Here is a 24,604-nt window from a genome sequence, read left to right as displayed (position 1 = left end):
GCGGCGGTCGATGCGCTGACGGGTGAGCTGATTGGCAGGACGGTGCCCGGTGGTGCCGGCGAGGTCATGGCGCTGGTCACGCGGCCTGCGGGCGGGGTGCGGGGGTGTCAGGGCGACGCTGTGAGGCCGGTCCGACCGGTCTCGGGCGGGCCCGGGGCCCTGGCCGGGGAGCGGGGTCGCTCGCCGGGTGGCGGCGCCCTCCAGGCTGCTGCGCCCTAGCGGCGAGCGGGCCCGGGACCGATCGCACGGTGCGCGATCCTGCTGGCCCGCCTGGCGCACCGCGACGATATCGCCCGTGGTGCGGGTCCCCCACCCGCTTGCCAGGAGGGGGCCCGTGACCTGGTGCGCTCGCGCCCCGGGTGCCCGCGGCGACCTGATTGAGGGCCCGCCACCGCCTGCCCCAGGATGCTGCTGCGCCGCGGGATCGTCTATGACGGCGCCAGGGGCGCAGAGCCCGGACCCCGCGGGCGCCCCCCGATCCCAGGCCAGGAACAAGAGACCAGCCCCACCCCGCCCACCTGACAGCAAGCACCCCCATACCAGCCCCGCACCGAGACCGGTTCACGGGGCGGGCGGTCTCTTCTGCCTGCTCTGTCTGCTCTCCGACGCCGTCAGGGGCTCCCGGGTGTCGGCCTTGACCGGAAAACTTGACCGGAAAAGGTGGCTCCCACGCACTTTTAGCACCGACCCCCGCCCTGCCCTCGTCGCAGAACCGCAGAATCACGCCGATCCCCGCCGCACCCAAGACCGCTGAGCGCCTTAAAAGTGCGTGGGAGCCACCTTTTTTCCACCGCGCAGCACCACTTGACGACTGAGTCCTGGCGGGGCGGGGGCCGCAGGTCGGCCCGCAGGTGACCCGCCGGACGGCCGCCGCGCCGCGTGACAGATCCCACCGTCGCGGGCTGGTCTCGGGGAGGGGCGTCCGATATATTGCTTTCTCGTCGCGCAGGCTCGGCGTCCCGCCGCTGCTCCGTGACGCCTGGAGGATTCGCCTAGTGGCCTATGGCGCACGCTTGGAAAGCGTGTTGGGTGCAAGCCCTCGGGGGTTCGAATCCCCCATCCTCCGCCGTCGCCCCGGATCCGCCCCATGATCCGGGGCTTTTTGCGCACGTTCAGGGGACTTCCGGATGCGCGTGGGGAGAACGCCCCGTGGTCGCCGGTGGTATCAGGGCGTCAAGTCTGCCAGACTCCGCACATGCGTAAGATCACCTATGTTCTTGCTGTCCCCACCGCCCTTGTCCTCGCCGCAGGTCTGGCCGCCTGCAAGCTCCCCGGCACGTCCACCAGCAGCGAGACCTCCGCATCGGAGCCCACGAGCACCTCCAGCCCCGCTCCCGTGCCCACGGTGCCCTCGATTGCGTCCACCTCCGGCGGGGGCAATGTCCCGACCGTCCCGGCCAGCCCGACCCCCAGCAAGCGGTCCATTCGCGCCGCCGACCTCAAGGTCAGCGACTGCTTCTCCAAGTCCAGCGGCAGCGGTACCGAGATCAGCACCGTCGATGTCGTCGACTGCTCAGTACCCCACCAGTACGAGGTCTACAACATCTACACCATCTCCGCCAGCACCTTGCCCACCGGCGACGACATGGAAACCGAGGTCTACACCGCCTGCTACGACTCCTTCACCAGCTACGTCGGCACCGACGCCGACAGCAGCAGCTACGGCGTCTTCACTCTCCGCCCCACTCCCGGCTCCTGGGGCCAAGGCGACCGTGCGATCACCTGCGCGGTGTCCCCCAACAAGGATGAAGGCGACACCACCAGCACCCTCACCGGCTCCGTCAAGGACACGAACAAGTAGCATCACGGCCCGCAGCCTCGCCGGTTGAGGCCGCACGACGCCGGCGGCCCGCTGCGGGCCGGGTCCGCCTCGCGCGGGCGGCGCGCCCCGGTTCCGGCGCCCCGGAACCGGGAAGCTCCGGTCCCGGGGCGCCGTCATGCCCAGCCGCTCAGCGCCCCGGCCCGCTGCGGAGCGCCTCGGTCCACTCCGAGGCGGCGACGTCGGGCGACTGGGGCGTGCTGTCCGGCGCCGGGCCCAGGTCGGCGAGGAGCTCATCGAGACCGACGACGACGTCCGCCGTGCCGGCGGCCTCGGCCTCCCCCGGCCGGCTGGAGCAGGCCTCCGCCCGGTCGCCACCGTCCGCCGTCGGGGCCGCGCGCTCTTCGGCCTGACGCTCGTTGATCATGTGGGCGGTGGAGATCATGAGCTTGAGGCGGTTGAGCTGGTTGACCTCGCTGGCGCCGGGGTCGTAGTCGATGCCGACGATATTGGCCTGCGGGTACTGGCGGCGGATCTCGCGGAACATGCCCTTGCCGACGACGTGGTTGGGCAGGCACCCGAAGGGCTGGCAGCACACGATGTTGGGGGCGCCGTTCTCAATGAGCTCGATCATCTCGGCGACCAGCAGCCAGCCCTCCCCCGCCTGGTTGCCCAGGGACAGGACCTTGGAGGCCTTCCGCGTCATGTCGACGCTGGAGGCCTCGACGTCGAAGATCCCCCCGGCGGCGAGCGCGGCCCGGGCCGGGGCCTGGGCCTGCTCCAGGAACCACACGGCGGCCTTCTTCTTGGCCAGGGAGTCCAGCCCGATGCCGTAGGTGTCGGCCTCCCACTGGGCGGTGGCCGGGCCGTTGATGAAGAAGGCGAGCATCCCGGGGACGACGGCCTCGCAGCCCTCGGCCTCGATCTGGTCGACGACGTGGTTGTTGGCGTCGGGCTGGAACTTGACCAGGATCTCCCCGACGACGCCGACGCGCGGCTTGCGGGGGATGTCTCGCCGCGGCAGGGCGGCGAACTCGCGGACCATCTCGCGCAGCAGGCGCCGGTAGCCCAGGCGCCCGCCCCAGGTGGGGCAGCGGCCCTTGCGCTCGAAGAACTCCCCGATGATCGCGTTCCAGCGCTCGACGAGCCGGTTGGCGGACCCCTCCTCGGCCTGGTAGGGGCGCACGCGCAGCAGGCAGGTGTTGAGGGTGTCGCCGATGACCACGCCCTGGACGACCTTGAGCGCCAGGGTCGGGGTGATCCTGAAGCCGGGGTTCTCCTCCAGGCCCTGCACGGAGACGGCCAGGACCGGGATCTGGGGGTACCCGGCGTCGTGCAAGCCCTTGCGGAGCATGGCGGCGTAGTTGGTGGCGCGGCACATGCCGCCGGTCTGGGAGATGGCGACGACGCAGCGGTCGGGGTCGTGGGTGCCGTCCTCGAAGGCGCCGATGAGCTGGCCGATCACCATGATGGCGGGGAAGCAGGCGTCGTTGTTGACGTAGCGCAGGCCCACCTCGAGGTCGGCCCGGCTGGCCGACTCCAGCAGCTCGACCCTGTAGCCCAGGCGCCGCATGAGCGGCGCGAGCGGCCGGAAGTGGACCGGGCTCATCTGCGGCATGAGGATCGTGTGGGTGGCGCGCATCTCCTCGGTGAAGGCCGGGGTGGTGGCCCCGGGCAGCCTGCGCGGCGGCTTCCCCCCAGACCCGTCGGCCCCGGAGCCGGCCTCCGCGGGCACGGGCCCGCCGTCGCGGACGGGGTCCGAGGGCGCCCCGCCGGGCTCGGGCGCGTGTGCGGGGCTGAGGCTCGTGTCGATCTCGGCCGGCTCGTTCTCCAGCGGCCGCGCGGCCTCCCGGGCCTCCGGGCCAGCCGGCTGCGCGCCCGAGCCGGCCCGCCGGGCGGCGGCCGGCGCCTCGTCGCGGTGACGACGCCGGGCCTCCGCTGCGGCGGACAGGGAGCGCAGGCGGATGGTGGCGGCCCCGAGGTTGGAGACCTCGTCGATCTTGAGGGTGGTGTACACGTCCCCGGCTGACTCCAGGATCTCCTGGACCTGGTCGGTGGTGACGGCGTCGACGCCGCAGCCGAAGGAGTTGAGCTGGACCAGCTCGAGGTCGTCCGCACCGGTGACGAGCTCGGCGGCCTGGTAGAGGCGGGAGTGGTAGGCCCACTGGTCGCGCACGCGCAGGCGCACCTGAGAGCCCTCGGTGGCGACGCTCGCCTCGGGGCTGGGCAGGTCCTCCTCGCGCACGTCCGACCAGTCGGCGGGGGCCTGCGGGTCCTCCTTCCTCCGGCTCAGGCCGCGGCGGATGGAGGCGACGGCGCGGGACAGCGCGCCGCCCGCCACCTGGTGCTCGACGCCGTCGTCCGCCTCGGGCCGGACGGGCTCGGGCAGGATCGAGTCCTCCGACAGGACCGCCATGCCCAGGGTGTTGATGACGTCGGGAATGCCGTGGTTGATCTCGGGGTCGATGTGGTAGGGCCGGCCCGCCAGGACGATGCCCTTGCGGCCGTGCTCGCGCATCCACTCCAGGGTGCGGCGCCCTTCGGCGCGCACGTCGGCCTTGAAGGCGGCGTCCTCGGCGAAGCCGGCGGCCACCGCCCTGCGGGCCTCGGGCAGGGTGACGTCCCAGTCGGCGAAGACCTCCACGAGCCGCTCGGCGAGCTTGGCCGGGTTGGCCAGGTTGAGGAAGGGGGACAGCAGGCGCACGCCCGGCCCCTCGCCGTCGTCGCTCCCGCCGGAGCCCTCGGAGCCGCCGGCGCCGTCGCGGACCTGCTCGACATTGGTGCGGATGACCTCGGGGTAGGTGGCGACGATCGGGCAGTTGAAGTGGTCGTCGGCCCGGTCGACGAGCTTGCGCTCGAAGAAGACGCACGGGAACCAGATGGTCTTGATGCCCTTGTCGATGAGGGACCTCACGTGCCCGTGGGCGAGCTTGGCCGGATAGCACACGTTCTCGCTGGGGATGGACTCCATGCCCGACTCGAACAACTCGTGGTTGGAGCGCCCCGAGATCATGACCCGGAAGCCGAGCTGGGTGAGGATGGTGAACCACAGGGGGTAGTTCTCGTACATGCCCAGCACCCGCGGCACGCCGATCTCCCCGCGCGTGTCCTGCCCGCGGCGCAGACGCCGGTAGGCGAAGGTGCGCCGGTACTTGTAGTCGTACAGGTTGGGCATGTCGGACTTCTTGGCGCGCCGCTCCTGGGTGGCGCCGCGCTCGCAGCGGTTGCCCGACACGTGGCGCTGGCCGTCGCTGAAGGTCGTGATGGTGAGCTTGCAGTGGTTCTGGCACAGCTTGCACACGGCAGTCTCGGTGGTCAGGCTGAATCGGGAGAGCTCGGCGAGCGTCATGAGGGTGGAGGGCACGCCGTCGTAGGTCTCCCGGGCGGTCAGGGCCGCACCGAGGCAGCCCATGAGCCCGGCGACGTCGGGGCGCACCACCTCGCGCCCGGTGAGCAGCTCGAAGGCGCGCAGGACGGCGTCGTTGAGGAAGGTCCCGCCCTGGACCGAGACGTGGTCGCCGAGCTGGTCGGCGTCGCGCAGCTTGATGACCTTGTACAGGGCGTTGCGGACCACCGAGTAGGACAGCCCGGCGCTGATCTCCCCGGGGGTGGCGGCCTCCTTCTGGGCCTGCTTGACCGAGGAGTTCATGAACACGGTGCAGCGCGACCCCAGGTCAACCGGGCGCTCGGCCCGCAGGGCCTCCTCGGCGAACTCCTGGACGGTCTGCCCCATGGACTGGGCGAAGGTCTGCAGGAAGGAGCCGCAGCCGGCCGAGCAGGCCTCGTTGACGCTGATGGAGTCGATGGCGCCGCCGCGGATGCGCAGGTACTTCATGTCCTGCCCGCCGATGTCGATCACGGAGGTGACTTCCGGGTTGAGGCGGGCGGCGGCCCGGTAGTGGGCCATGGTCTCCACCACGCCCTCGTCGATGTGCAGGGCCGCCTTGACGATGCTCTCGCCGTAGCCGGTGACGCAGGAGCGCACGATGCGCACGTGCTCGGGCATCTCGACGTGGATGCGGCGCAGGATCTCGACGGCGGCCGTGACGGGGTCGCCCTCGTTGCCCGCGTAGTGCTCCCAGACGATATTGCCGTCCTTATCCAGGACGACGGCCTTGATGGTGGTGGAGCCGGCGTCGATGCCCAGGAAGCAGTCGGCGCGGGGAGGCTCGGGGCTCTCGGCGTCGCCGGCCTGCGCGGCGTCGGTCTCAGCGGCGTCGGCGTCGGGGCCGACGCCGGGGCCCTCGGGACCGGCGTCGGGATGACTCCCGGCGGGCGGCTCGGGCCAGCCGGTGCGGGGGATGGTGGCGCGGGCGTGGCGCTCGCGGAAGGCGGCGAGCTCGTCGTCGTCGGAGAAGAGGGGCCGCATGCGGGAGGTGGCCAGGCTCAGGGCCTTGCGGGTGGCCAGGCGCGTGGAGAGCTCGGCGAGGGTGACCGGCGGGCCGGAGGCCATGAGGGCGGCGCCGACGGCGACGTAGAGCTGGGCGTCGGGCGGGCAGGTGAAGGAGTCGACCTGGTCGGCCAGGGTGCGCTCGAAGGCGGTGCGCAGCTCGGGCAGGAAGTGGAGGGGGCCGCCCAGGAACATGACGTTGCCGCGGATCGGCCGCCCGCAGGCCAGGCCGGCGATGGTCTGGGTGACGACGGCCTGGAGGACGGAGGCGGCCAGGTCGGCGGGCTCGGCGCCCTGGTTGATCAGGGGCTGGAGGTCGGACTTGGCGAAGACGCCGCACCGCGAGGCGATGGGGTAGAGCGTGGTGTGGGCGGCGGCGAGCCCGTTCAGGCCTGGAGCGTCGGTGTGGAGGAGCTGGGCCATCTGGTCGATGAATGCGCCGGTGCCGCCCGCGCAGGTGCCGTTCATGCGCTGCTCGGGGGTGGGGTGGAGGTAGGTGATCTTGGCGTCCTCGCCGCCGAGCTCGATAATGACGTCGGCCTCGGGGTTCTTGGCCTGGACGGTGCGGGTCTCGGCGATGACCTCCTGGACGAAGGGCAGGCCCATGAGGGTGGCCAGGCTCAGGCCGGCGCTGCCGGTGACGGCGCCGCGCACGGTGGCGCCCGGGAAGCGGGCGGCGGCCTCGGCGAGCAGGCGGGTGAGCTCGCCGCGCACATCGGCGTTGTGGCGGCGGTACTCGGCGAACACGGGCTCGGGGACGGGCGTCTCGGGAGCCTGCCCGGCGGCGCCGGGCTCAGGTGGCTGCGCCGCCCGCGGCGCAGCGGGGGCGGGCACGGCGCAGGACTCAGGCAGGAGCACGAGCTTGACCGTGGTGGACCCGACGTCGAGTCCCAGGGTCAAAGACCGCGGCGCAGCGTGCGCGACGCCGGGCTCGTCCGGCGTGTCGCCTCCGGCCCCGGCCGGGGCATCGGGGGGAGTGCTGTCAGCGCTCATCGTTCACCCTCCTGACTGCGCACAGACGTCACGCGATCTGCTCGGACCGTATCGATAGCATCTGCCGAAGTTCAACGACGTTGAAATTTACAACGGGCGGGCCCTAGGTCCCACCTACTTTCTGTTGACATTCGGAGCGTTGCGTGCGGCGGCCCCGCCCCCGGCCGACACTCACCCTCGTCGGCGTTGAATAGCGCACGGGTTGCGTGACGAAATTCCCGGTGCCCGACGAGGCCCTCGCACCGCCCCCGGCGGCTCACTCATCACCTCAAACCTCACCGCTCTCGCCGTCTTCGGGAGGGCGCCGCAAGCACCCAGCGGGATCGCGGCGGGCTCGGCATAGCCTCCCACCATGAGCAGCGCCACCGATGCCGCACTGCCGGGGCGGGACGCCCCGCGCCGTCGAGGCCCCCGGCCGCCGGGCACAGGGTCGGAGTCCACGCGTCAGGCGATCCTCGACGCCGCTCGCGCCTCATTCCTCGCGAACGGCTTCGCACGCACGACGATCCGCGGCGTCGCCCGCACCGCCGGTGTCGATCCCGCCCTGGTGTCCTACTACTTCGGCACCAAGGGGGATCTCTTCGGGGCGTCCATGAACCTGCAGGTCAGGGCCAGCGAGGAGATTGCGAAGATCGTGTCCGACGACATCCGCACAGCCGGTCCGCGACTGGTCCGGCTGGCCATGACCGCCTGGGACGACTCCGAGGGCGGGGCGACCTTCCACGCGCTCCTGCGCTGGATCGCCACCGACGACTCGGCGCCCGAGGCCGTGCAGGCCTACGCCACCAAGCAGATCGCCGGGCCCATCACCCAGGCGCTCGCACAGGTCGGCGTCTCCGTCCCGCACGCCCGCGAGCGCGCCACCCTGGTCGGCTCCCAGGTCGTCGGGCTGGCCGTGATCCGCTACCTCTTCCGCCTGGAGCCCCTGGCGAGCGCGAGCGTCGACCACCTCGTGGAGGTCATGGGGCCCACCGTCCAGCACTACCTCACCGAGCCGCTCATCCCGCCCCAGCCCCGACATCGTTGACCCCCACGGCACCCCCACGGCCTCGCAGCCCCGCGCCACCGCGGCCCCCTGTCGCCCGAGCCGCAGCCGGTAGTGATATGACGCTCGCCGAGACGCGCCCGCCACCGGTCACGGCCGGGGCGGCATGGCCGCTAGCATGGACGCGTGATCTTCAAGGCAGTCCGCGAGCGAGCGCCCTACCCCGAGCACGAGCTCGTGGAGCAGCGCGGCTGGGCCGAGATCGCCCCGCGCCAGGTCCGCCTCGACCAGCTCACCACCACCCGGGCGACACTGGATCTGCGCAACCTTCTCGACGACGACTCGACCTTCTACGGCGACCTGTTCGCGCACGTCGTCTCCTGGCACGGCGAGTTCTTCCTGGAGACGGGGCTGCACCGGGCGCTGCGCGCAGCCCTCCAGGGGCGGACCACGATCCACGCCCGGGTCCTCGAGGTCGACGACGCCGGTCGGCCGACGACCCCTCCCCCGCCCCCGGCGCCCTGACATTCAGAGACCCGGGGCCGTCTCGTCCACTACTGTGGGGCGCGTGAGCACCGCAGACCCCCGCGCCGAGTACCGCCGTCGGCTCAAGCACCGTCAGACCACCGTGATCGGCGGAATGATCACGTTCCTGGCACTCCTGGTGATCATCTGCCTCCTGGTGTGGTTCAACGTACTCCCAGTCCCCGACCCCGGTTTCTCCTCCGCCAAGGACGACAAGGAGAAGGTCTCTCAGCCCTGCCTGCCGCCGGACGCGAAGACGACCGACGTGTCCGCCATCCCCGTCAACGTCTACAACGGCTCGGACCAGACCGGGCTGGCGACCGGGGTCGCCGATCTGCTGAGCGACTCCGGGCTCACGGTCGCCAACACCACGGACTGGCCCAAGGGCGAGTACGACGGCGAGATCGAGCTGACCACCTCGCAGGCGGGGCTGGCCAACGCCTACACCCTGTCCAAGGTGTTCACGGGCACCGTCGTCGTCCAGATCGACGAGACGCAGGACGCCACCGACCCCACCGTGAGCGTCGTGCTCGGCAACGACTTCAAGAACGAGATGCTCTCCGCCGCCGAGGTCGCCCAGATCAAGCCCGGGGAGGCCCTGAGCGCCCCGTCCGACTGCGTCCAGGTGACCACCGCCCCGTCGGCATCGGCCACCGCCACCGACGGCTGAGTCGGGCGGGCGCGAGTCGGGCGGGCGCGAGCCGGGAGCCGGGGAGGAGGCGCGGGGCGGGCCGGAATCAGCCCCTGGAGTGCCGCGTGGCGTAGGCCGGGCCCTCCAGCTCGGTGCCCGCGGGCGCCGACGCCGGGGAGGCCTGCTCGAGGTTGGTGCCGCGCATCCTGGAGACCCATCGCATCGCGTGGTGGACCGCGATCGCGGCCGCCGACCCCAGGGCGATGCCGCTGAAGGTCATCTCGCCCCAGTGCCAGGTGTAGTCGGCGATGGCCACCACCATGGCCACGGCCGCGGTGTTGAGGTTGACCGGGTCGGAGAAGTCCACGCGGTTCTGCACCCAGATGCGTACCCCGAGCATCCCGATCATGCCGTAGAGGATGGTGGCCGCCCCGCCGAGGACGCCAGCGGGGATGGTGGCGATGACCTGGCCGAACTTCGGCAGCATGGACAGGCCCAGCGCGGTGAGGGCGGCGACGACGTAGGCGGCGGTGGAGTAGACGCGCGTGGCGGCCATGACGCCGATGTTCTCGGCGTAGGTGGTGGTGCCCGAGCCCCCGCCCGCCCCGGCGAGCATGGTGGAGACTCCGTCGGCCAGCAGGGCCCGGCCGGTGACGTCGTCGAGGTTCTCCCCGGTCATGGCGGACACGGACTTGACGTGCCCGATGTTCTCGGCCACCAGCACGAGCACGACCGGCACGAACAGGCCCAGCAGGGTCGCGTCGAAGGCGGGGGCGCGGAAGGCCGGGGCCCCCACCCAGCCGGCCTGCGAGATCGCGGAGAAGTCGACCTCGCCGCGCGCGCAGGCGACGGCGTAGCCGATGAGCACGCCGATCAGGATGGCCAGGCGCCCGACGATCCCCTTGAACAGGACGGTGATCAGCAGGATCGAGGCGATCGTGACCAGCGCGGTGGCGGGCGCGGACCTGACGTTGTTCCAGGCGCTGGGCGCCAGGTTGAAGCCGATGAGGGAGACGATGGCGCCGGTGACGATCGGCGGCATGAGCCGGTCGATCCACCCGGCCCCGGCGACGTGGACGACGGCGCCCACCAGTGCCAGCGCCGCGCCGGCGGCCAGCACCCCGCCCTGGGCCAGGGCGGCCCTGTGAGCGTCGATCGCGCCGCCGCCCCCGGCCACGTACCCGGTGACCGCGCCGATGGGGGCGATGAGCGCGAAGGAGCTCCCCAGGTAGCTGGGCAGGCGCCCGCTCGTGATCCCCAGGAACAGCAGGGTGCCGACGCCGGTGAAGAACAGCGTCGTGGAGGGGTCGAAGCCGGTGAGCAGCGGGACGAGGAAGGTCGCCCCGAACATGGCGACGACGTGCTGGACGCCGATGCCGACGGTGCGGGGCCAGGTCAGCCGCTCGTCCGGGGCGACGACCTCGCCGGGCGCGATCGAGCGGCCGTCGCCGTGCAGGTGCCAGAGGCGGGACAGACCTGAGGGGGGTGCGGGCACTGAGGGCACTGAGGGCACTGCGTACTCCTGTCGCGGGGGAAGGACGGGGCGGCGGGCCGCCCGCGAGGCGGCGCCGCACGCGACAGGGACCGATGACGCCGACGGCGCCGAGCCCGTGAACCTGACAGAGCCCTGCCAGGCCTCCAGCATAGACGGCGCCCGCCGGCATGTCGCATTGCCCGGGGCGCGCGGTCGGGGATGTCTCACGGGTTACCAGTCGCCCTACCTACGGCGCATTGCCCGGCGCGGCCAGGGGAGCGACGCTCCCGGGGCGGGCGGGCAGTGTCCCGCGCGCCATCGCCCGGCCCGGCGCGCCCGGCCGCGTCTCGTCCGGGCGGACGAGGCGCGGCCCCGGATCCGCGGGCATGATGAGCCCATGAGTCAGGAGCAGCCCGTCGACCCCGCACGGATCGTGCCGCAGGGCTTCGTCTTCCCCGGCACCGAGAGCCTCGACCCCCGCGAGGTCTTCGCCGGCCCCGGCTACCAGGCCCCGCGGCAGCGCACCGACCCGGCCGCCGTCGTCGCCCTCGTGACGACCGTGCTCAGCCCGTTCCCCGGTTTCGGCGCGGTCGCGGCGCTCACGGGCTGGTGGGCGCTGCGCCGTCTGCGGAGGAGCTACGCCACCGGGCACGCCCAGGCGTGGCTGGGCGTCGTCGTCGGCTCGGCGACCACCGTGGGGTGGCTGTGGGTGTGGGTGATGTCGACCCCCTGATGCGGGGGAGGGCTCCGGGGCGCCGGAGATTTCCGCGATGTTTCTGAGACATGACCACCGCACCCCATAGGCTGGGCGGATGAAGCCCTTCATCATGGTGTCGACGCGCCCCGAGCTCGAGGCGGCGCAGCACGAGTACGAGTCCTTCCTGTCTCAGAGCGGCCTGCGCCGCGAGGACCTTCACCACGTGCTCCTGGAGGATGTCGATTTCCTCGACGCCTTCACGGCCGGCGACGTCTCCGGCGTCCTGATCGGGGGGAGCCCCTACGACGTCTCCACGCCGCAGGGGTCCAAGACCCGCTCCCAAATGCGTGTCGAGGAGCAGGTGCGCGAGCTGCTGGCGGTGGCGCTCAAGGAGGGCGTGCCGGTACTCGCCACGGGCTTCGGGCTGGAGGTCCTGGCCGGCTACCTCGGCACCTCGACCTCCCAGGAGTTCGGCGAGGACCTCGGCGCCACGGAGATCTTCGTGACCGCCGAGGGGCGCGCGGACCCGCTCCTGGCCGACCTGCCGCAGACCTTCACGGCGCTGGTCGGCCACCACGAGGGCGTCGGCCAGGTTCCGGCCCACGCGACCCTGCTGGCATCCTCGCCCGACTGCCCCGTGCAGATGATCCGGGTGGGCGCCGCGGTCTACGGCTCCCAGTTCAACCCCGAGCTCGACGCCGAGCGCTTCGCCCAGCGGGTGTCGGCCTACGCCGACGCCGGCTACGGCGACCCCGGCCGGGTGGAGACCATCGTGTCGCAGGCGCGCAGCACCTCCGAGCACGTGGCAGGCCGGGTCATCCGCAACTTCGTAGTCCACTTCTCGCGCGACTGAGGGCCGGGCGGCGGCCCTGGCCGCCCTTCTTCCGTCGTCGGCCCTGCCCGCTCGGGATAGGGCCGGCCGCGGGTCGAGGCTGGCCGGGACCGGGGCGCACGGTGTAGACCAGGTGCATGAGCGATCTGAATCACGCCAAGGACGCCGCAGACGCCGCAGACGCTGCGGACGCGATCGCCGCCCTCATGCGGGGGCGGCGCACCCTCGCCGTGACCGGAGCGGGGATCTCCACCGACGCCGGCATCCCCGACTACCGGGGCGTGGGCACGACGCCGGTCGAGCCGGTGGACTACGACCAGTTCGTGACCGACCCGGTGTGGTACCGGTGGGTGTGGGCGCGCAACCACGCCACCTGGCGGCTGCTCGACCCGTTGACGCCGACGCCGGGGCACACCGCCCTGGCCCGCCTGGAGGAGGCGGGGCTGGTCACGGGCGTGGCCACCCAGAACGTGGACCGGCTGCACTCTCGGGCCGGCCAGCGCACCGTGTGGGAGCTGCACGGCGCCTACGACCGGGTCGTGTGCCTGACCTGCGGGCGGATCGTCCCGCGCGCCGAGGTCGACGCGCGGCTGACGGCACTCAACCCCGACTACCCGCGCGAGACCGACCCGGCGCGGGTGGCGATCACCCCGGAGGCGGACCGGGCGGCCGCGGAGGCCTGCGACTTCGAGACGGTGCTGTGCGAGGTGTGCGACGGCCCGCTCAAGCCCGACATCGTCTTCTTCGGCGAGGGGCTGCCGGCCGCCATGGGCGAGGCGATGGACGCCGCCGAACGCTGCGACGTCGTACTGGTGGCGGGCACGAGCCTGGCGGTGCTCACCGGGCTGTGGATCGTGCGCCAGGCCATGGCCCGCGGCGCCGCGCTCGTCGTCATCAACCGCGGGCCGACCGCCGTCGACGAGGTGGCCGACGTGCGCGTCCAGGGCGGGACGAGCCAGGCGCTCGCGCCGCTGGCCCGGGCCCTGGGGGCCTGACCGGAGCCCCGCGGACCGCCCGCCCTCCGACGCCCTCCCCTTCACCGAGATCGGCCGATCTCCGGCTCGAGATCGGTCGCACATGTGCACATAGGCGCGGCGAGGGCCCGCGGGGCTCAGTCGCGGGCGTAGTGCTCGGCGAAGTTGCGCAGCACGGCCCAGGACTGGCTCACGTCCTGGGCGCGGGTCCAGGCCTGAACGGCCGGCAGCTCGTCGGGGTCGAAGTAGCCGTGGTCGGCGTAGAAGGCCTGGCGGTGGGCGAAGGACTCGCCGTCGAGCTCGGGGTGGAACTGCGTGGCGTACAGGTTGGTCCGCATGCGCAGCATCTGGACCGGGCAGGGCCGGGACGTCGCCAGCACGACGGCGCCGGGCGGGGGCGTGAGGATGGCGTCGTTGTGGGCGACGAAGGCCTGAAAGGTCGGGGTCATGCCGGCGCACAGCGGGTCGGCCCGGCCGGCGGCGGTCAGGGTGATCTCGGGGGCGCCGACCTCCTCGGCGTAGGTGCCGTCGATGACGGCCCCCTGGTGGCGCGCGAGGGTGCCGATGCCGTAGCAGGCGCCGAGGAATGGGAAGTCGGCGGCGACGACGCGGTCGAGCAGGGCGGCGAACTCGGCCTCGACGCGCCGCTGGGTGGCGGACTTCGCGGCCTCGGGAGTGGTGGTGTTGAAGGGGGAACCCCCCACCATAATGCCGGAGTACGCGCCCAGATCGAGGTCGGGCATGGGCCCCGCCTCCAGGCGGATGCGGCACAGGTCGCGCTCCTGCAGGCCGGTGCGGGTGAGGAAGGCGTCGTACTCGGCGTCCGCCGGACCGTCGTCGTCCCGGGTGGCGAGCAGGATGAAGGGCTTCACGGGCGCACTTTAGCGGCAGCGGGGCCGCGGCGGCGCGCGGGCCCGTTGAGCGGGCGGCGGAGGGCGCGGCTCGGGACGACGGCGGGTGCCGGCGGGCGGTGCAGCGGTGCAGCGGTGCGATGCTCGGGACAGGAGACGACAGGGCCGGCCGGCGGCGGACGACGTCGGGCGCCGGCGCTCAGCCGAGGGCCGCCAGGACGGTCTCGACGGCGGCGCGGACGACGTCGGGCGCCGGCACCTGGGCGATGCCCGCGCTGTGCGCGCCCGCCCGGCGATCCGCGGCGCGCCGGCCGGTGGCGGCGGGCCGATCGGCGACGAGGTCGACATAGGCCAGCCCGGCCACGCGGACGTCCCGGGAGGCCAGGGCCATGGCCTCGGCGACGGAGTCGGTGACGACGCCGTCGGCGCCGAGCGCGGCGAAGGCGTCGGCCTCGGCCCGGGTGGGGCGCAGCGGCCCCGGGGCGAGCGCCAGCGTGCCGGGCTCACGCACGCCGTCGAGAGCGGCCAGACGCCCGGTAAGGCCCTCGTCCCAGTCGGCCTCGACGGCGCCCCGCGTGGAGAACAGCGGGGCGCCGGCGAGGTTGAGGTGGTCGCCGACCGGGAGGAAGTCGCCGACGTCGGCGCCGCTCAGGCCGGTCGCCCGGGTGACGAGCAGGGCGGCGCGCACCCGGGCGGCGACGGTGCGGGCGAAGGAGGTGACGCGGCGGGCGGGCCTGCCCTCGAACAGGGTGGTGCGACCGCGGGCGATGAGGACGCTGAAGCCGTCGCGCTCGTAGGAGTGGAGGGAGTCCTCCTGCCCGGCGAGGCCGGGCGCGGACACGCCGGGGAGAACGGACAGGCGCACGCTGGAGGCGGGGCGGCCCCAGGCCTCGCGCAGGTCGGTGAGGAAGAAGGGCTCGGCGATGACGAGAAGGTCGTGCTGCGCCCGGCCGGTGGCCAGGAGAATCGAGGCCCCGGCGGGGTCGTCGTCCCAGGGCGCGGTTGCGGGCTGCGAGGTCACGCGTCCTCCCTCTGCTCGCGGGCGGATCCAATAGCCAGTCTACCGGCTCCTGCGCAGAAAGAGTCTTTTTCTAAGGAGAGCCGCGTGTCCCGCGCCGATTTCTCGGCGTCGTCGCGCTACAAGAGCCAAGGCTCCACACACGATGAGACCGAATCCGATAGTGAGGATTGATCCTTCGACCCCGATACCGCCACCGGAGAGCCAGTCGGGTCCGTGAACGACGACAATCAGCAAGCTCGACTCGGTTGACACGCCAGAGACATTTAGATCGAAGATTGCTGTTTGTGTGAAATTCCATGCTGCGTGCATCCCGATCGCAAGCCACAATCGTCTGGTCGCAAGATAGGCAACACCGAAGAGAAGTCCTGCTTGGATGGCGACACCGAGTGCACCGATGACCGATACATGGGGATTACCGAGATGGAGAAGTCCGAACGCGACCGAAGTGACCGTAAGCGCCGGCAGGGTGCCGAACTTGCCAGCGAGAATCCGGAGCAGGATGCCGCGCATGACGACCTCTTCACCGAAAGCACTTCCAAGGCCGAGCATCAGCCCGGACAGCAGGCCGCGCCCCAACGCGAGGGTGCCGGATATGTCATCATGTACTGATAGCGAGCGGTCGAAGGCCGTACCGACGACCTCATAAACACCGAGGGCGGCGAGCGCGAGCATGGCGGCCCCAATCACTCCGGCGCCGATGAGTGCTCCGACCGCCAATTCGCGTCCAGCTTTCTCACGGCTGAACTCGCAAACGGGCCGGTTCGCGATCCTGTTTGCGACGAACCGCATTACGACGATCGCGGCGACGATCTGAAGCGTCATGCCGAGAGGTTGACCAGGCCACGGCAAAGCCAGCGCCCGCTCCCAGGTTCGCGCAGCCTGGAAGGCGAAGGTGTAAACCAGCTGGGTCGCGCCCGCAACGGACGCAGCCACCAGGCCGAGTGGGACGCCGATCGCGAGCTGGCGCCAGGGGTGCGCCCCGATTAGCTCCGACGCGATCGCTGGACCCCGACACGGCGGCGCGCCAGGGGTGCACTCCTCGATCATCTTGTTCCCCCTGCGGTCAACTTGTGGTCAGCATGCGACAGGGGCTTGCCCGACCACATACATCCTGCTAGTATCTAGCCAACCTTACGCCGTAGGCGCAGGGTAGATCCAATCCACTTCCGGCGTGACTGTCTCCGGGCAGGCAGGTCGGACGACTTGCCGAAAGGGAGGTGAAACGCGATGAAGAACGTGACTGTGCGCCGGGCCGAGAAGGTCGAGGCGACCGTGTGGTGGATCGTCGTCTGATGCTCCAGAAGCCGCGGAGGTCACGAAGCCCTGTCGTGGCCTCCGCGCCCTGGATACCAGCCGGTCACGGCCAAAACACTGGACCAATCTCATCTCATAAGGACAAGGAGGTTGTCGTGACCACGACGCCGATCCAGCCCCGCCTCAAGCCGATCTATCCGGCCTACCGGCTCGATGACTGTGTCTTCCGGATCGGGGCCCAGCTCGGGATTACCGCCGAGTTCGAGGACCCCGAAGGTCACCTGTGGGCACTGGTGTCAGCGCTCGACGGTCGTCCCCTTGCAAGCGTGATCTCAGCAGTCCGAGACGAATTCCCAGAACTCACTGAGCAGGACGTCCTCGACGGGGTTGAAATGCTCGACAACGAGGGGTTCCTGGAAGAGACGCTTCCCACCGAGGAGCGCTCCATCGGCGCCCGCTACCGCGCGAACGTCAACTTCTTCAGCCGCTTCACCGGGTTGGCCGGCGACCGTTTCGCGGCGCAGTGCAAGCTCAACGCAGCAAACATTCTCCTACTAGGCCTGGGCGGCGGCGGATCGAACATCCTCACTCTTCTAGCTGGAGTCGGACCCAAGTCGATCACAATCGTTGACCATGACGTGGTAGAAGAAAGCAACCTCGGGCGGCAGTTCCTCTACCGCGAGTCTGACATCGGACACTCGAAGGCCTCGGCAGCCGCCGCGGCGATGGCCGGGATGAACTCAGAAGTCAAAGTGCGAGCTCATGAGCAGAGGATCAGCACGGTCGAAGATGTCGCGGTGCTGCTGGACGATATCGATTTGGTGATCAGCGCGATCGACGAACCACCTTTCGTGGCGCAGCGACTCGTGAACAAGGCCATCGTCCAAGCTGGCGTTCCTTGCGTTTTCGGTGCATCACAAGTTTCTCGCGGCCGTGTATTTACTGTGATTCCCGGTGAGACCGGATGCTTCGATTGCTTGAATGTGCACTACTCGCAGCGCGATCCGCAGTTCGTGAGTCAATTTTCCGCGTTCCGCGACATCAGTTTCGATCCGCCGTCCATCGCCTATGGACCCGCAATATTCCTGTTGACCGCAACGATTGTTGACGAAGCTGTTCGAGTTCTCAGCGACTATGCACCTCCTCGTTCCCTAGGCACGCAGTTTGAGGTGAACTTCGAGGACAAGTCGTCGTTTACGCATCCGTCGTGGCCACGCCTGAAGGAACTGTGCCCTACCTGCGGTGAAGGCGATGTCCGCGACTGGGAGATTTTCAGCCACTATCTTCAGCAAGTCTAGGGATGTGTGGGCACGGTGACGGATTCGTTGGTCCGTTTTAAGCCCGCCAGGTCGCGACGGCTCAGAGGTGGGGAATGGGTCATCGTGGCCAGTGGTTCGGAACCTCTCGTCGTCCCGGAAGAGATCGCGCACGCCCTGGCTTCCGGTGCGACTCCGACGAGACCGGACTTCACTGCATTGTGCGGCATGATGTCAGAGGCAGGCTTCGTCCTCACAGGTCGTGACGCGACCATGACGCGGTTGCCATCACCGCCCAACACTCCGGCGTGGACAGTTGCACGACGGGCACTGTGGATCGTCGGTTTTATCATGGTCGTTGCAGCGGCAGTCCTGCTGGTCAAGAACGGTATTCCGACGGGTGTCGATGTCATATTTGCTGAAGTTCCCCCCATGGTTGTCGTGGTACTGGCCATTGTGATCGCGGTAGTGACTTCGGTGCCCCATGAATTCGCACACGTTCTGTTCGGCAAGACATTCTACCTGAATAGCGGATCAGTGCGGTTAGATCCCCGTCGGGCAGTGGCCACGACCAGTCTCACCCACGTCTGGACATGGCCACTTTCCTCGCGTATGGCAGCTGTGAGCGCGGGCCTGGTAGTGGATCTCTGCTTCCTTGTCATCGCGCTCGCGGCCCGTGAGGCAACAGGGTCATGGTTCGCAACCGTAAGCGTTGCCGTTCTTTTAATGCGGATCGTCTGGCAGTTAAGGTTCCACCGCAACTGTGATGGGCGACATATCGCAAAGATGCTCATCGACAACCCGATGATCGAGATCGAAACACGGCAAGCGTTCAAAGGAGACAAAGCAGTAACGCGGGTTGCGCGCCTCTGGGGCAGCCTTGTTGTCCTCGGGATCGCTGCGGAACTGTCACTGCTCGTCGTCTGGGTAGGGCCAGCCGTTCTGTGTGCTGTCGGCGTCATCCGATGACCCAGTTGCGTCATACTGCGTTCTAGCCAGCGACAGAACTGCTGTCTTATAAAGCTCGGGCCTGACGTTATCGGGGTCGAAGAGCACCAAGGCCGCCAAGCCCAGGTCAAGCGCGGTCAAGATGCGGAACTGGTCTGCCAGTAGGACTCGAGAAAAAAGGCTGTCTGCAGGGATCGGCGACTGCTCTGCGGACACGTCTCCGGGACCAAGATAATCCAGAAAGCGGGCGGCGAGCTCTTCGTCACGCAGTGCGTACGGGATGAAGTCGAACACTAACCGCGCGTAATTCGACCGCTCACCGCTCTTTGCGGTGAGAATCCAGATGTCACACCAGGCTTCCAGTCGCTCATAGCTATTGGCGGCGCGCGCCAGTATCGCGTGGAAGTCCTGGGCCTCCTGCGAGACAGTCTGCCGGTGGCGGATCACCTCCAAGATCAAGTCGCCCTTGCTTGAGAAGTTGGAGTAGATGGCGCCCTTGGTCAGGCCCGCCTCGGTCGCTACGTCTTCGAGCGAGGCGCCATCGACACCGCGGCTAGCGAAGACACGCTCGGCCGCTTGAAGCAGGAGTAGGCGATTGTGCTGCTGTTGCGCTTTGGTTGTTCGGGGCATGGAGCAAGATTCTAGCGGACGGCGCTGCGAGGGGGCTGTTGACAAACCTATAAATGCTGGTAGTATCTATGTCATGGATGTTGCCCGCGCCGACGGCTTGGATCTCTTGCTCGAGTCCGTCACGAAGACCTACCAGCCGGGCAGGCCGCCCGCGAACAGTGACATCACTCTGCTCTTCGGACCGGGGCAACTGGTCGCCCTGCTCGGGCACAACGGCGCAGGGAAGACGACTCTGCTCAACCAGATCGTGGGTACGACCAAGCCGACCAGTGGCACCATCCGGTACGGGTCGCACTCCCTGGTCGGCGATCCTGATCTCGCGCGCCGGGTGAGCTCGATGATGCCGCAGATCTACGCACCGCTGACGGGAGTAACACCCGCTCAGGCGATCACCTCCATTGGGCGGCTGCGCGGTCTCTCGCCGCGCGCCGCGCGCAGGGCGACCGACGAGCTTTTGGACGCCCTTGACATCACGCAGTGGAGGAACCGGAGCGGTGAGAAGTTGTCAGGGGGCCTGCGACGGCTGACGTCGTACGCGATGGCAGTCGTCGCCCCGGCCCCTGTCCTGCTCATCGACGAGCCGACCAACGACGTCGACCCAGTCCGGCGACCGCTGATATGGCGGAGTCTGCGCAACCTCGCCGACGACGGACACATCGTGATTGTTGTCACTCACAACCTGGTCGAGGTCGAACGCGCCGCCGACCGATACGTTCTCCTCCAGGACGGCCGCGTACTCGTCGACAGCACGCCACGCGAGCTTGCCAAGCAAGCGGGCGCCACCACGTTGACGGTCACCATGAAGGCAGGCGTCGAGCCTTCCCGGTTGCCGTCAGCGATCAATATCAGCGGGGCAGAGGAGCCCGGACAGCTCCGCCTGGCTCTCACTATGGAACAGGTGCCCGCCGCCGTCGACTGGGTGCTTCGCCTGGCCCGTGAAGAACAGGCCGACACCTACTCCCTGGCACCTTCGTCCCTGGAATCGCTCTACGAAAGAATGACCAATGTCAACTGACAGCACCCTCAGCCGAGGTGTCGAGTTCCCGACGAGGAGAGCCTGGTTTCCAAGTTGGCTGGGCCTGGTCAGGTGGAGCCTGATCCGGCACAAGTACCTGCTGCCGGCCTTCACTCTTGTTCAAGCGTTATTCGCGGTGGCGATCGTCTACGGGCTCGCCCTGCTCATTCCCGCGATCGACCTGAAGACCGCCCGCTATCTCTCTGCTGGTGCATGGACGCTCGGCATCATTGCCGTCGGCTGCGTGCTGGCACCGCAGATAACGAGCACGTCCAGGCAGGAGGGCGTCCTGGAGTACCAGAAGACTCTGCCCGTACCGCGGTCGGCGATCCTCCTCGCAGACGCTGTGGTCTGGAGCATCGCGGCCCTGCCCGGGATCGCGATCGGCATGCTCGCTGCCGCTCTACGGTTCGGTCTGCACGTTCACACCGACATCGCAACCGTCGCGGCCATACTCGGCGCACAGTTCACCACTGTGAGCATCGGCTACGCCATTGCATTCTGGCTGCCGCCGAACGGTAACTCCCTGGCCACCCAGGTCATCATGATCGGCGGTCTGCTGTTCTCGCCAATAACCTTCCCGGCCGAACGGCTGCCGGAGTGGGCGATCTACCTACACCAATTCCTCCCGTTCGTTCCCTTGGGAGACATCATTCGAGAGGCAGCATTTCGCACTGGAAGTCCTCAAGCACTCAACGTCGCCGTGGTCGCAAGCTGGGCACTTGTCGCCTACAACATCGCCTATATCGCACTGCGCAAAAGGAGTTAACCATGACTCATATCGAACCGACAGTCAGGGCCGCAACCGTGAGCAAAGCCATCGCCGGCAGAGAGATCCTCCGAGGCTGCAACCTCACCGTGCATCCCGGAGAAGTATGCGCGGTCATCGGCCCGAACGGAGCAGGAAAGACGACACTGTTCAAGATCCTCACAGGCCTGGTCTTCCCCACCTCTGGGAGCATCGATATCCTCGGGAAACCGCTCAACTCCACCACCCGCGACCAGATCCTCGGCAATATCGGATCGGTCATCGAAACACCGGAGTACCGACCCGGTACAACTGCGCACGACATCCTCCAGCTCCACTTCGATCTGCTCGGCGCAAGCAATCATGACTCGATCTCCGCCCTCCTCGCTCGGGTTGGTCTTGAAGGTGCAGCCGATGCACCAGTCGCCTCATTCTCACTCGGCATGCGACAACGGCTTGCGCTGGCCCGCGCCATCAGCCATCGCCCACAACTGCTGGTGCTCGATGAGCCCGCTAATGGCCTAGATCCGAGCGGCATCGCCGACCTAAGACACCACTTATCCTCCCTGGCGGACGACGGCATTGCGATCCTCCTCGCCAGCCACATCCTCAGCGAGCTCGAACACACGGCGCACACCGTCGCGATCCTAAACGAAGGACGCCTCTCCGCCAAGAAGGAAGTCGTCGACGTACTCGCAGCAGACCCAACCGGACTTGAAGGTCTCTACCATGACCACGTAGGAGGACAAGCACAATGACCCGTTTCCTTCACCTGGAGCTGCGTCGGTACTCAACTACAGCGATCTACCTCTCCGCAGCGACCGCGAGTTCGCTTCTCATCGCTCTCTATTTCTTCGCGATCATCGGTCGATTCGATGACAGCACCGACAGTGCCATGTTCCACAACTACTCCTCCATCGTCGCTCTCGGGCTGACGATCAGCCTGTTTGTTATCGTCGTCTACGGAGCTGCGATTTATGCACGTTTCATCGTCACCGACTACATTGGTAACCGACGCATCCAACTCTACACCTATCCAGCCGGACGCTCCCCACTCTTCCTCGCCAAGAACACAGCCTACGTCATTGCGACCAGTGCAGCCGCACTCGTAGGCGTAATCCTTGCGGGCACGATATTCTTCATCAGTGAAGCGCTTTCACCGATTGTCGCAGTGGGAGGCGAGAAGGGCCATCTGTCGACTACTGTCATCACAGGACTGGCGAGTATTATACTCCTTGCCGCCAGCATCGTCCTGATCGCGGGAACTATCGGCGTATTCCAAGGATCCACGATTACCACGATCGTCAGCGCCATCGTTCTGATCGCAGTGCTCGGAAACGGCATAGCGATATCCCTCGCGAACACCGCATGGCTCACAGCGGTCATAGCGGTCGGCTGCACAGTATTAGCGATCGGTGTTCTTGCCGCCCAGACCAAGAGGATTCAAAACGACGAAGTCCTCTGAGGCACACGACGCAGACACCACCCAGGAACCCCACAACCGCAGCCCCGGAATACGGTCATGCATAAGTCTAGCCACACGACCTGACCATACGAATACACGACGAGAGCGCGACCGCGTTTACCGCGTCAAGAAATCGACATGGGGAATGCCGTCCTCCTCACGAAAAGAGTCTCTCGGCGCCAGAGCCGCCAAACTGTCCACTAAAGCCGCCCGCGAGCAGGAGGAGGACATGTGGCCTCACGGCCCGCCACCGCTCATTCACACGGTCCGGTCGTAGTAGAAACGGGCCGACACCACGATGATCGTGTACACGGGAATCCCATCCGGATGAGCCAGAACAGCGGAAACAACGTGAAGGACATCACGAGGAGAATGAACAGGAATGTGAAGGCCGCCTTGCCGGCCAGGGCCCACGTCCTCCGCTTGACCGCCCTGTCCCGCTCGTCCCACACGTGTCCATCCCGCGGCTGGGCATGGTGTCGTGGCCACGGCGGCCCCGCACGAGCAGGATCACCAGCATGAAGGCCCCGAGGAACAGCCCGACGGGCCCCATGCGCGGAATCGCGGGCCTGGAAGGTTATTCAGGGGTTGGTCTTGAAGGAATAGAGTGCGAGTGCCGCGGTGATGGTCTGCTCGAATGTTTCCAGGGGTCGGCGGTAGGGTGTGTGGAGGATTCTCCAGGATTTGAGGTGGGCGATGGTGCGCTCGACGACCTGGCGGATCTTGTTGACGCTCTTGTTCTCCTCCTTCGCGGTTTCGCTCAGTTCGCCGTTGGGGGGCTTCTTGTGCGGGGTGATCATCCCCCTTCCCACGTACCCCTTGTCGCCGATCCATCCGGAGGGGTCGATTCCCTCGAGCAGTCCGGAGGCGTCCAGTGCGGCCACGTCGTGCATGGATCCCGGATAGGGGTCGGAGGCCCACATGAACTCTCCGTCGAGCCGGACCAGGATCTGGACGTTCATCCCCGCGCTCCCGTGCTTGACCGACCACAGATCGCGGCGCCTGCGCCAGTCCAGGCAGGGGAAGAGGGTGCCGTCCACCACGTAGTCGCAGTCCCGGGGCACCTCCTCGGCGGTGAGCAGCAGGACCGTCAGGGTCCGGGAGATAGCCGCCGTGATCGCCTTGATGGCCCGCGAGATCGTGGGCTGCGACACGCCCAGGATCTCTCCGATTACCGCCTGCACAATGTTCTGACGCAGGTACATCAAAGTCGCCTGCAGCGACCCGGACAGGCCCAGGATCGGCGGATACCCCTCGACCCCCTCCTCGCGCAGCCAGGCGAGCAGCCCGTCGAACTCGTCATCGGTCAATCCCGTGGTACACTCCATCATGATGGCCCACTCCTTCCGGGGTCATGGTGATGTTTCTCAGACGCCCATGATACCCCACGGGGGTGGGCCATCATCATATCGCCTCCCGGAAATGACCCAGGACACACCCAGAATAACGAATAACCTTCCTGCTCTCATCGGCCAGGCGCGGAGCGACAGCGAGAAGGCCGGCCCCGGCGGCAACACATACGGCCAAGTACACGTTCCCCCAGAAGGTCCGGCGACGCCGCTTGCGCTCGGCGGGGGATACGGCAGCCGGAGCCGCCGGCGAAACACGGCTGTCAGGCATGGAAGATCTCCTCGACGGCACGCCCGAAGAAACGCGCAATTGCAATGGCCAGCGGCAGAGAAGGGTCGTACTTTCCCTTCTCAATGGAGCTGACGCTCTGGCGCGAGACGCCGAGGGCCTTGCCCAGCTGCGCCTGGGTGAGGCCCTTCGCCTCGCGCAGCACGCGCACGTCGTTGTCCACCCCGCCCCCTCACCGCCGGGATCGATCATGACGAAGACGGGACAGGACGACCGCGGCGCCGGTCGCGAGCAGGGCGGCGGCCACGCCCGTGTGCCACCCGCCGAGAGGGCTCGCCAGGTCCCCGGTGGCGGCGCTCTGGGAGGCGGCCAGGAGCAGCAGCCCGGCGCTCATAACCAGGCGGCTGCGAGCGCGGTGGGTGCGAGTGCGGCGGCTGCGAGCGGTGCGGCACATGGCGTTCTCCTTCTCGAACCATGTCAGGCGCCCTTGACATGGGCAGTCTGCTTGACATTGGCGCTTGTGTCAAGCGTGCTTGGCGCTCCCTCCTCGTCGAGGTCGGTTCGGTTCCGCTGGCGCC

At 68.5% G+C, this 24,604-nt stretch carries 23 protein-coding genes and 1 tRNA gene; 15 read left to right on the top strand and 9 right to left on the bottom strand.

Annotation, left to right across the window (positions count from 1 at the left end):
- The 3 genes from O145_RS19350 to O145_RS12895 all read left to right on the top strand — a co-directional run.
- Positions 1 to 219: hypothetical protein (locus O145_RS19350; protein WP_229118562.1), on the top strand; the 219-nt coding region annotated here is incomplete at its 5' end.
- Between the two features lie 762 nt (positions 220 to 981).
- A tRNA-Ser gene (locus tag O145_RS12900) sits at positions 982 to 1,066 on the top strand.
- A 129-nt stretch (positions 1,067 to 1,195) separates the two neighbouring features.
- A complete protein-coding gene (locus tag O145_RS12895; protein ID WP_052375144.1) occupies positions 1,196 to 1,801 on the top strand; it encodes a septum formation family protein in 606 nt (201 codons plus the stop codon).
- Between the two features lie 148 nt (positions 1,802 to 1,949).
- On the opposite strand, the gene O145_RS12890 is transcribed toward O145_RS12895, so the two are convergent.
- Entirely contained in the window at positions 1,950 to 7,142 is a 5,193-nt protein-coding gene (locus tag O145_RS12890; RefSeq protein WP_052375142.1) for an acyl-CoA dehydratase activase-related protein, read from the bottom strand.
- A 352-nt stretch (positions 7,143 to 7,494) separates the two neighbouring features.
- On the opposite strand from O145_RS12890, the gene O145_RS17605 reads away from it, so the two are divergent.
- The 3 genes from O145_RS17605 to O145_RS12875 all read left to right on the top strand — a co-directional run bounded on the left by O145_RS17605 (position 7,495) and on the right by O145_RS12875 (position 9,322).
- Positions 7,495 to 8,169 carry a TetR/AcrR family transcriptional regulator gene (locus O145_RS17605; RefSeq protein ID WP_084682613.1) on the top strand — a complete coding sequence of 225 codons (675 nt, stop codon included), beginning with the start codon at positions 7,495 to 7,497 and terminating at the stop codon, positions 8,167 to 8,169.
- A gap of 144 nt (positions 8,170 to 8,313) precedes the next feature.
- Entirely contained in the window at positions 8,314 to 8,652 is a 339-nt protein-coding gene (locus tag O145_RS12880) for a hypothetical protein (RefSeq protein ID WP_043563656.1), read from the top strand.
- Between the two features lie 43 nt (positions 8,653 to 8,695).
- On the top strand, positions 8,696 to 9,322 hold the full coding sequence (locus tag O145_RS12875) for a LytR C-terminal domain-containing protein (protein WP_043563654.1): 627 nt from the start codon (positions 8,696 to 8,698) through the stop codon (positions 9,320 to 9,322).
- A 67-nt stretch (positions 9,323 to 9,389) separates the two neighbouring features.
- Here O145_RS12875 and O145_RS12870 read toward each other — a convergent pair whose 3' ends face one another.
- Positions 9,390 to 10,796: a uracil-xanthine permease family protein gene (locus tag O145_RS12870; RefSeq protein WP_043563652.1), complete on the bottom strand. Its 1,407-nt coding sequence runs from the start codon at positions 10,794 to 10,796 to the stop codon at positions 9,390 to 9,392.
- Positions 10,797 to 11,154: 358 nt separating this feature from the next.
- On the opposite strand from O145_RS12870, the gene O145_RS12865 reads away from it, so the two are divergent.
- The 3 genes from O145_RS12865 (at position 11,155) to O145_RS12855 (ending at position 13,281) form a co-directional block, all read left to right on the top strand.
- Positions 11,155 to 11,490, top strand: coding sequence for a DUF4190 domain-containing protein (locus O145_RS12865; RefSeq protein WP_043563651.1), 336 nt, complete (start codon positions 11,155 to 11,157; stop codon positions 11,488 to 11,490).
- A gap of 79 nt (positions 11,491 to 11,569) precedes the next feature.
- The gene (locus O145_RS12860) at positions 11,570 to 12,307 is read left to right on the top strand and encodes a glutamine amidotransferase-related protein (RefSeq protein WP_043563649.1); all 738 of its coding nucleotides are present in this window, start codon (positions 11,570 to 11,572) and stop codon (positions 12,305 to 12,307) included.
- 116 nt (positions 12,308 to 12,423) lie between these two features.
- Positions 12,424 to 13,281 carry a Sir2 family NAD-dependent protein deacetylase gene (locus O145_RS12855; RefSeq protein WP_043563647.1) on the top strand — a complete coding sequence of 286 codons (858 nt, stop codon included), beginning with the start codon at positions 12,424 to 12,426 and terminating at the stop codon, positions 13,279 to 13,281.
- 116 nt (positions 13,282 to 13,397) lie between these two features.
- Here the strand turns inward: O145_RS12855 and O145_RS12850 are convergent, their stop codons facing one another.
- The 3 genes from O145_RS12850 to O145_RS17600 form a co-directional block, all read right to left on the bottom strand.
- Positions 13,398 to 14,132 carry a glutamine amidotransferase gene (locus O145_RS12850; RefSeq protein ID WP_043563646.1) on the bottom strand — a complete coding sequence of 245 codons (735 nt, stop codon included), beginning with the start codon at positions 14,130 to 14,132 and terminating at the stop codon, positions 13,398 to 13,400.
- Positions 14,133 to 14,310: 178 nt separating this feature from the next.
- Positions 14,311 to 15,132 carry a nucleoside phosphorylase-I family protein gene (locus tag O145_RS12845; protein WP_043563644.1) on the bottom strand — a complete coding sequence of 274 codons (822 nt, stop codon included), beginning with the start codon at positions 15,130 to 15,132 and terminating at the stop codon, positions 14,311 to 14,313.
- A gap of 39 nt (positions 15,133 to 15,171) precedes the next feature.
- Positions 15,172 to 15,954, bottom strand: coding sequence for a CPBP family intramembrane glutamic endopeptidase (locus tag O145_RS17600; protein WP_169740360.1), 783 nt, complete (start codon positions 15,952 to 15,954; stop codon positions 15,172 to 15,174).
- A 587-nt stretch (positions 15,955 to 16,541) separates the two neighbouring features.
- Here O145_RS17600 and O145_RS12835 point away from each other — a divergent pair.
- Together O145_RS12835 and O145_RS18330 are read left to right on the top strand one after the other, a co-directional pair.
- On the top strand, positions 16,542 to 17,684 hold the full coding sequence (locus O145_RS12835; protein ID WP_229118561.1) for a ThiF family adenylyltransferase: 1,143 nt from the start codon (positions 16,542 to 16,544) through the stop codon (positions 17,682 to 17,684).
- Positions 17,685 to 17,768: 84 nt separating this feature from the next.
- Positions 17,769 to 18,611 (top strand): hypothetical protein, encoded by an 843-nt coding sequence (locus tag O145_RS18330; RefSeq protein WP_156966762.1) that lies wholly within the window; start codon positions 17,769 to 17,771, stop codon positions 18,609 to 18,611.
- Here O145_RS18330 and O145_RS16670 read toward each other — a convergent pair.
- Positions 18,552 to 19,220 (bottom strand): TetR family transcriptional regulator, encoded by a 669-nt coding sequence (locus O145_RS16670; RefSeq protein WP_052375140.1) that lies wholly within the window; start codon positions 19,218 to 19,220, stop codon positions 18,552 to 18,554. The two genes, O145_RS18330 and O145_RS16670, sit on opposite strands and share 60 nt — an antisense overlap.
- A gap of 73 nt (positions 19,221 to 19,293) precedes the next feature.
- Between O145_RS16670 and O145_RS12825 the strand changes: the two genes are divergently transcribed.
- From O145_RS12825 to O145_RS16665, 4 genes are read left to right on the top strand one after another with little or no spacing between them, the layout of a single operon-like run.
- Positions 19,294 to 20,235: an ABC transporter ATP-binding protein gene (locus tag O145_RS12825; protein ID WP_043563641.1), complete on the top strand. Its 942-nt coding sequence runs from the start codon at positions 19,294 to 19,296 to the stop codon at positions 20,233 to 20,235.
- Positions 20,225 to 21,004, top strand: a complete 780-nt coding sequence (locus O145_RS12820) for an ABC transporter permease (RefSeq protein WP_043563639.1) — start codon at positions 20,225 to 20,227, stop codon at positions 21,002 to 21,004. Before O145_RS12825 ends, O145_RS12820 begins: the two co-directional genes overlap by 11 nt.
- Before the next feature lie 2 nt (positions 21,005 to 21,006).
- A complete protein-coding gene (locus O145_RS17595; RefSeq protein ID WP_084682610.1) occupies positions 21,007 to 21,741 on the top strand; it encodes an ABC transporter ATP-binding protein in 735 nt (244 codons plus the stop codon).
- Positions 21,738 to 22,448, top strand: coding sequence for a hypothetical protein (locus O145_RS16665; RefSeq protein ID WP_052375139.1), 711 nt, complete (start codon positions 21,738 to 21,740; stop codon positions 22,446 to 22,448). The genes O145_RS17595 and O145_RS16665 overlap by 4 nt, the downstream gene beginning before the upstream one ends.
- Positions 22,449 to 23,029: 581 nt before the next feature.
- Here O145_RS16665 and O145_RS12815 read toward each other — a convergent pair.
- The 3 genes from O145_RS12815 to O145_RS16660 form a co-directional block, all read right to left on the bottom strand.
- A complete protein-coding gene (locus O145_RS12815; RefSeq protein ID WP_229118560.1) occupies positions 23,030 to 23,779 on the bottom strand; it encodes a transposase family protein in 750 nt (249 codons plus the stop codon).
- Positions 23,780 to 24,060: 281 nt separating this feature from the next.
- Positions 24,061 to 24,249, bottom strand: coding sequence for a helix-turn-helix transcriptional regulator (locus O145_RS12810; RefSeq protein ID WP_043563637.1), 189 nt, complete (start codon positions 24,247 to 24,249; stop codon positions 24,061 to 24,063).
- Positions 24,250 to 24,258: 9 nt separating this feature from the next.
- Positions 24,259 to 24,480 carry a hypothetical protein gene (locus tag O145_RS16660; RefSeq protein WP_052375137.1) on the bottom strand — a complete coding sequence of 74 codons (222 nt, stop codon included), beginning with the start codon at positions 24,478 to 24,480 and terminating at the stop codon, positions 24,259 to 24,261.
- Positions 24,481 to 24,604: the final 124 nt, after the last annotated feature.

The sequence above is a fragment of the Actinomyces israelii DSM 43320 genome (genome assembly GCF_000711965.1).
Lineage (GTDB): Bacteria > Actinomycetota > Actinomycetes > Actinomycetales > Actinomycetaceae > Actinomyces > Actinomyces israelii.
This window is presented reverse-complemented; position numbering and strand designations above follow the sequence as displayed.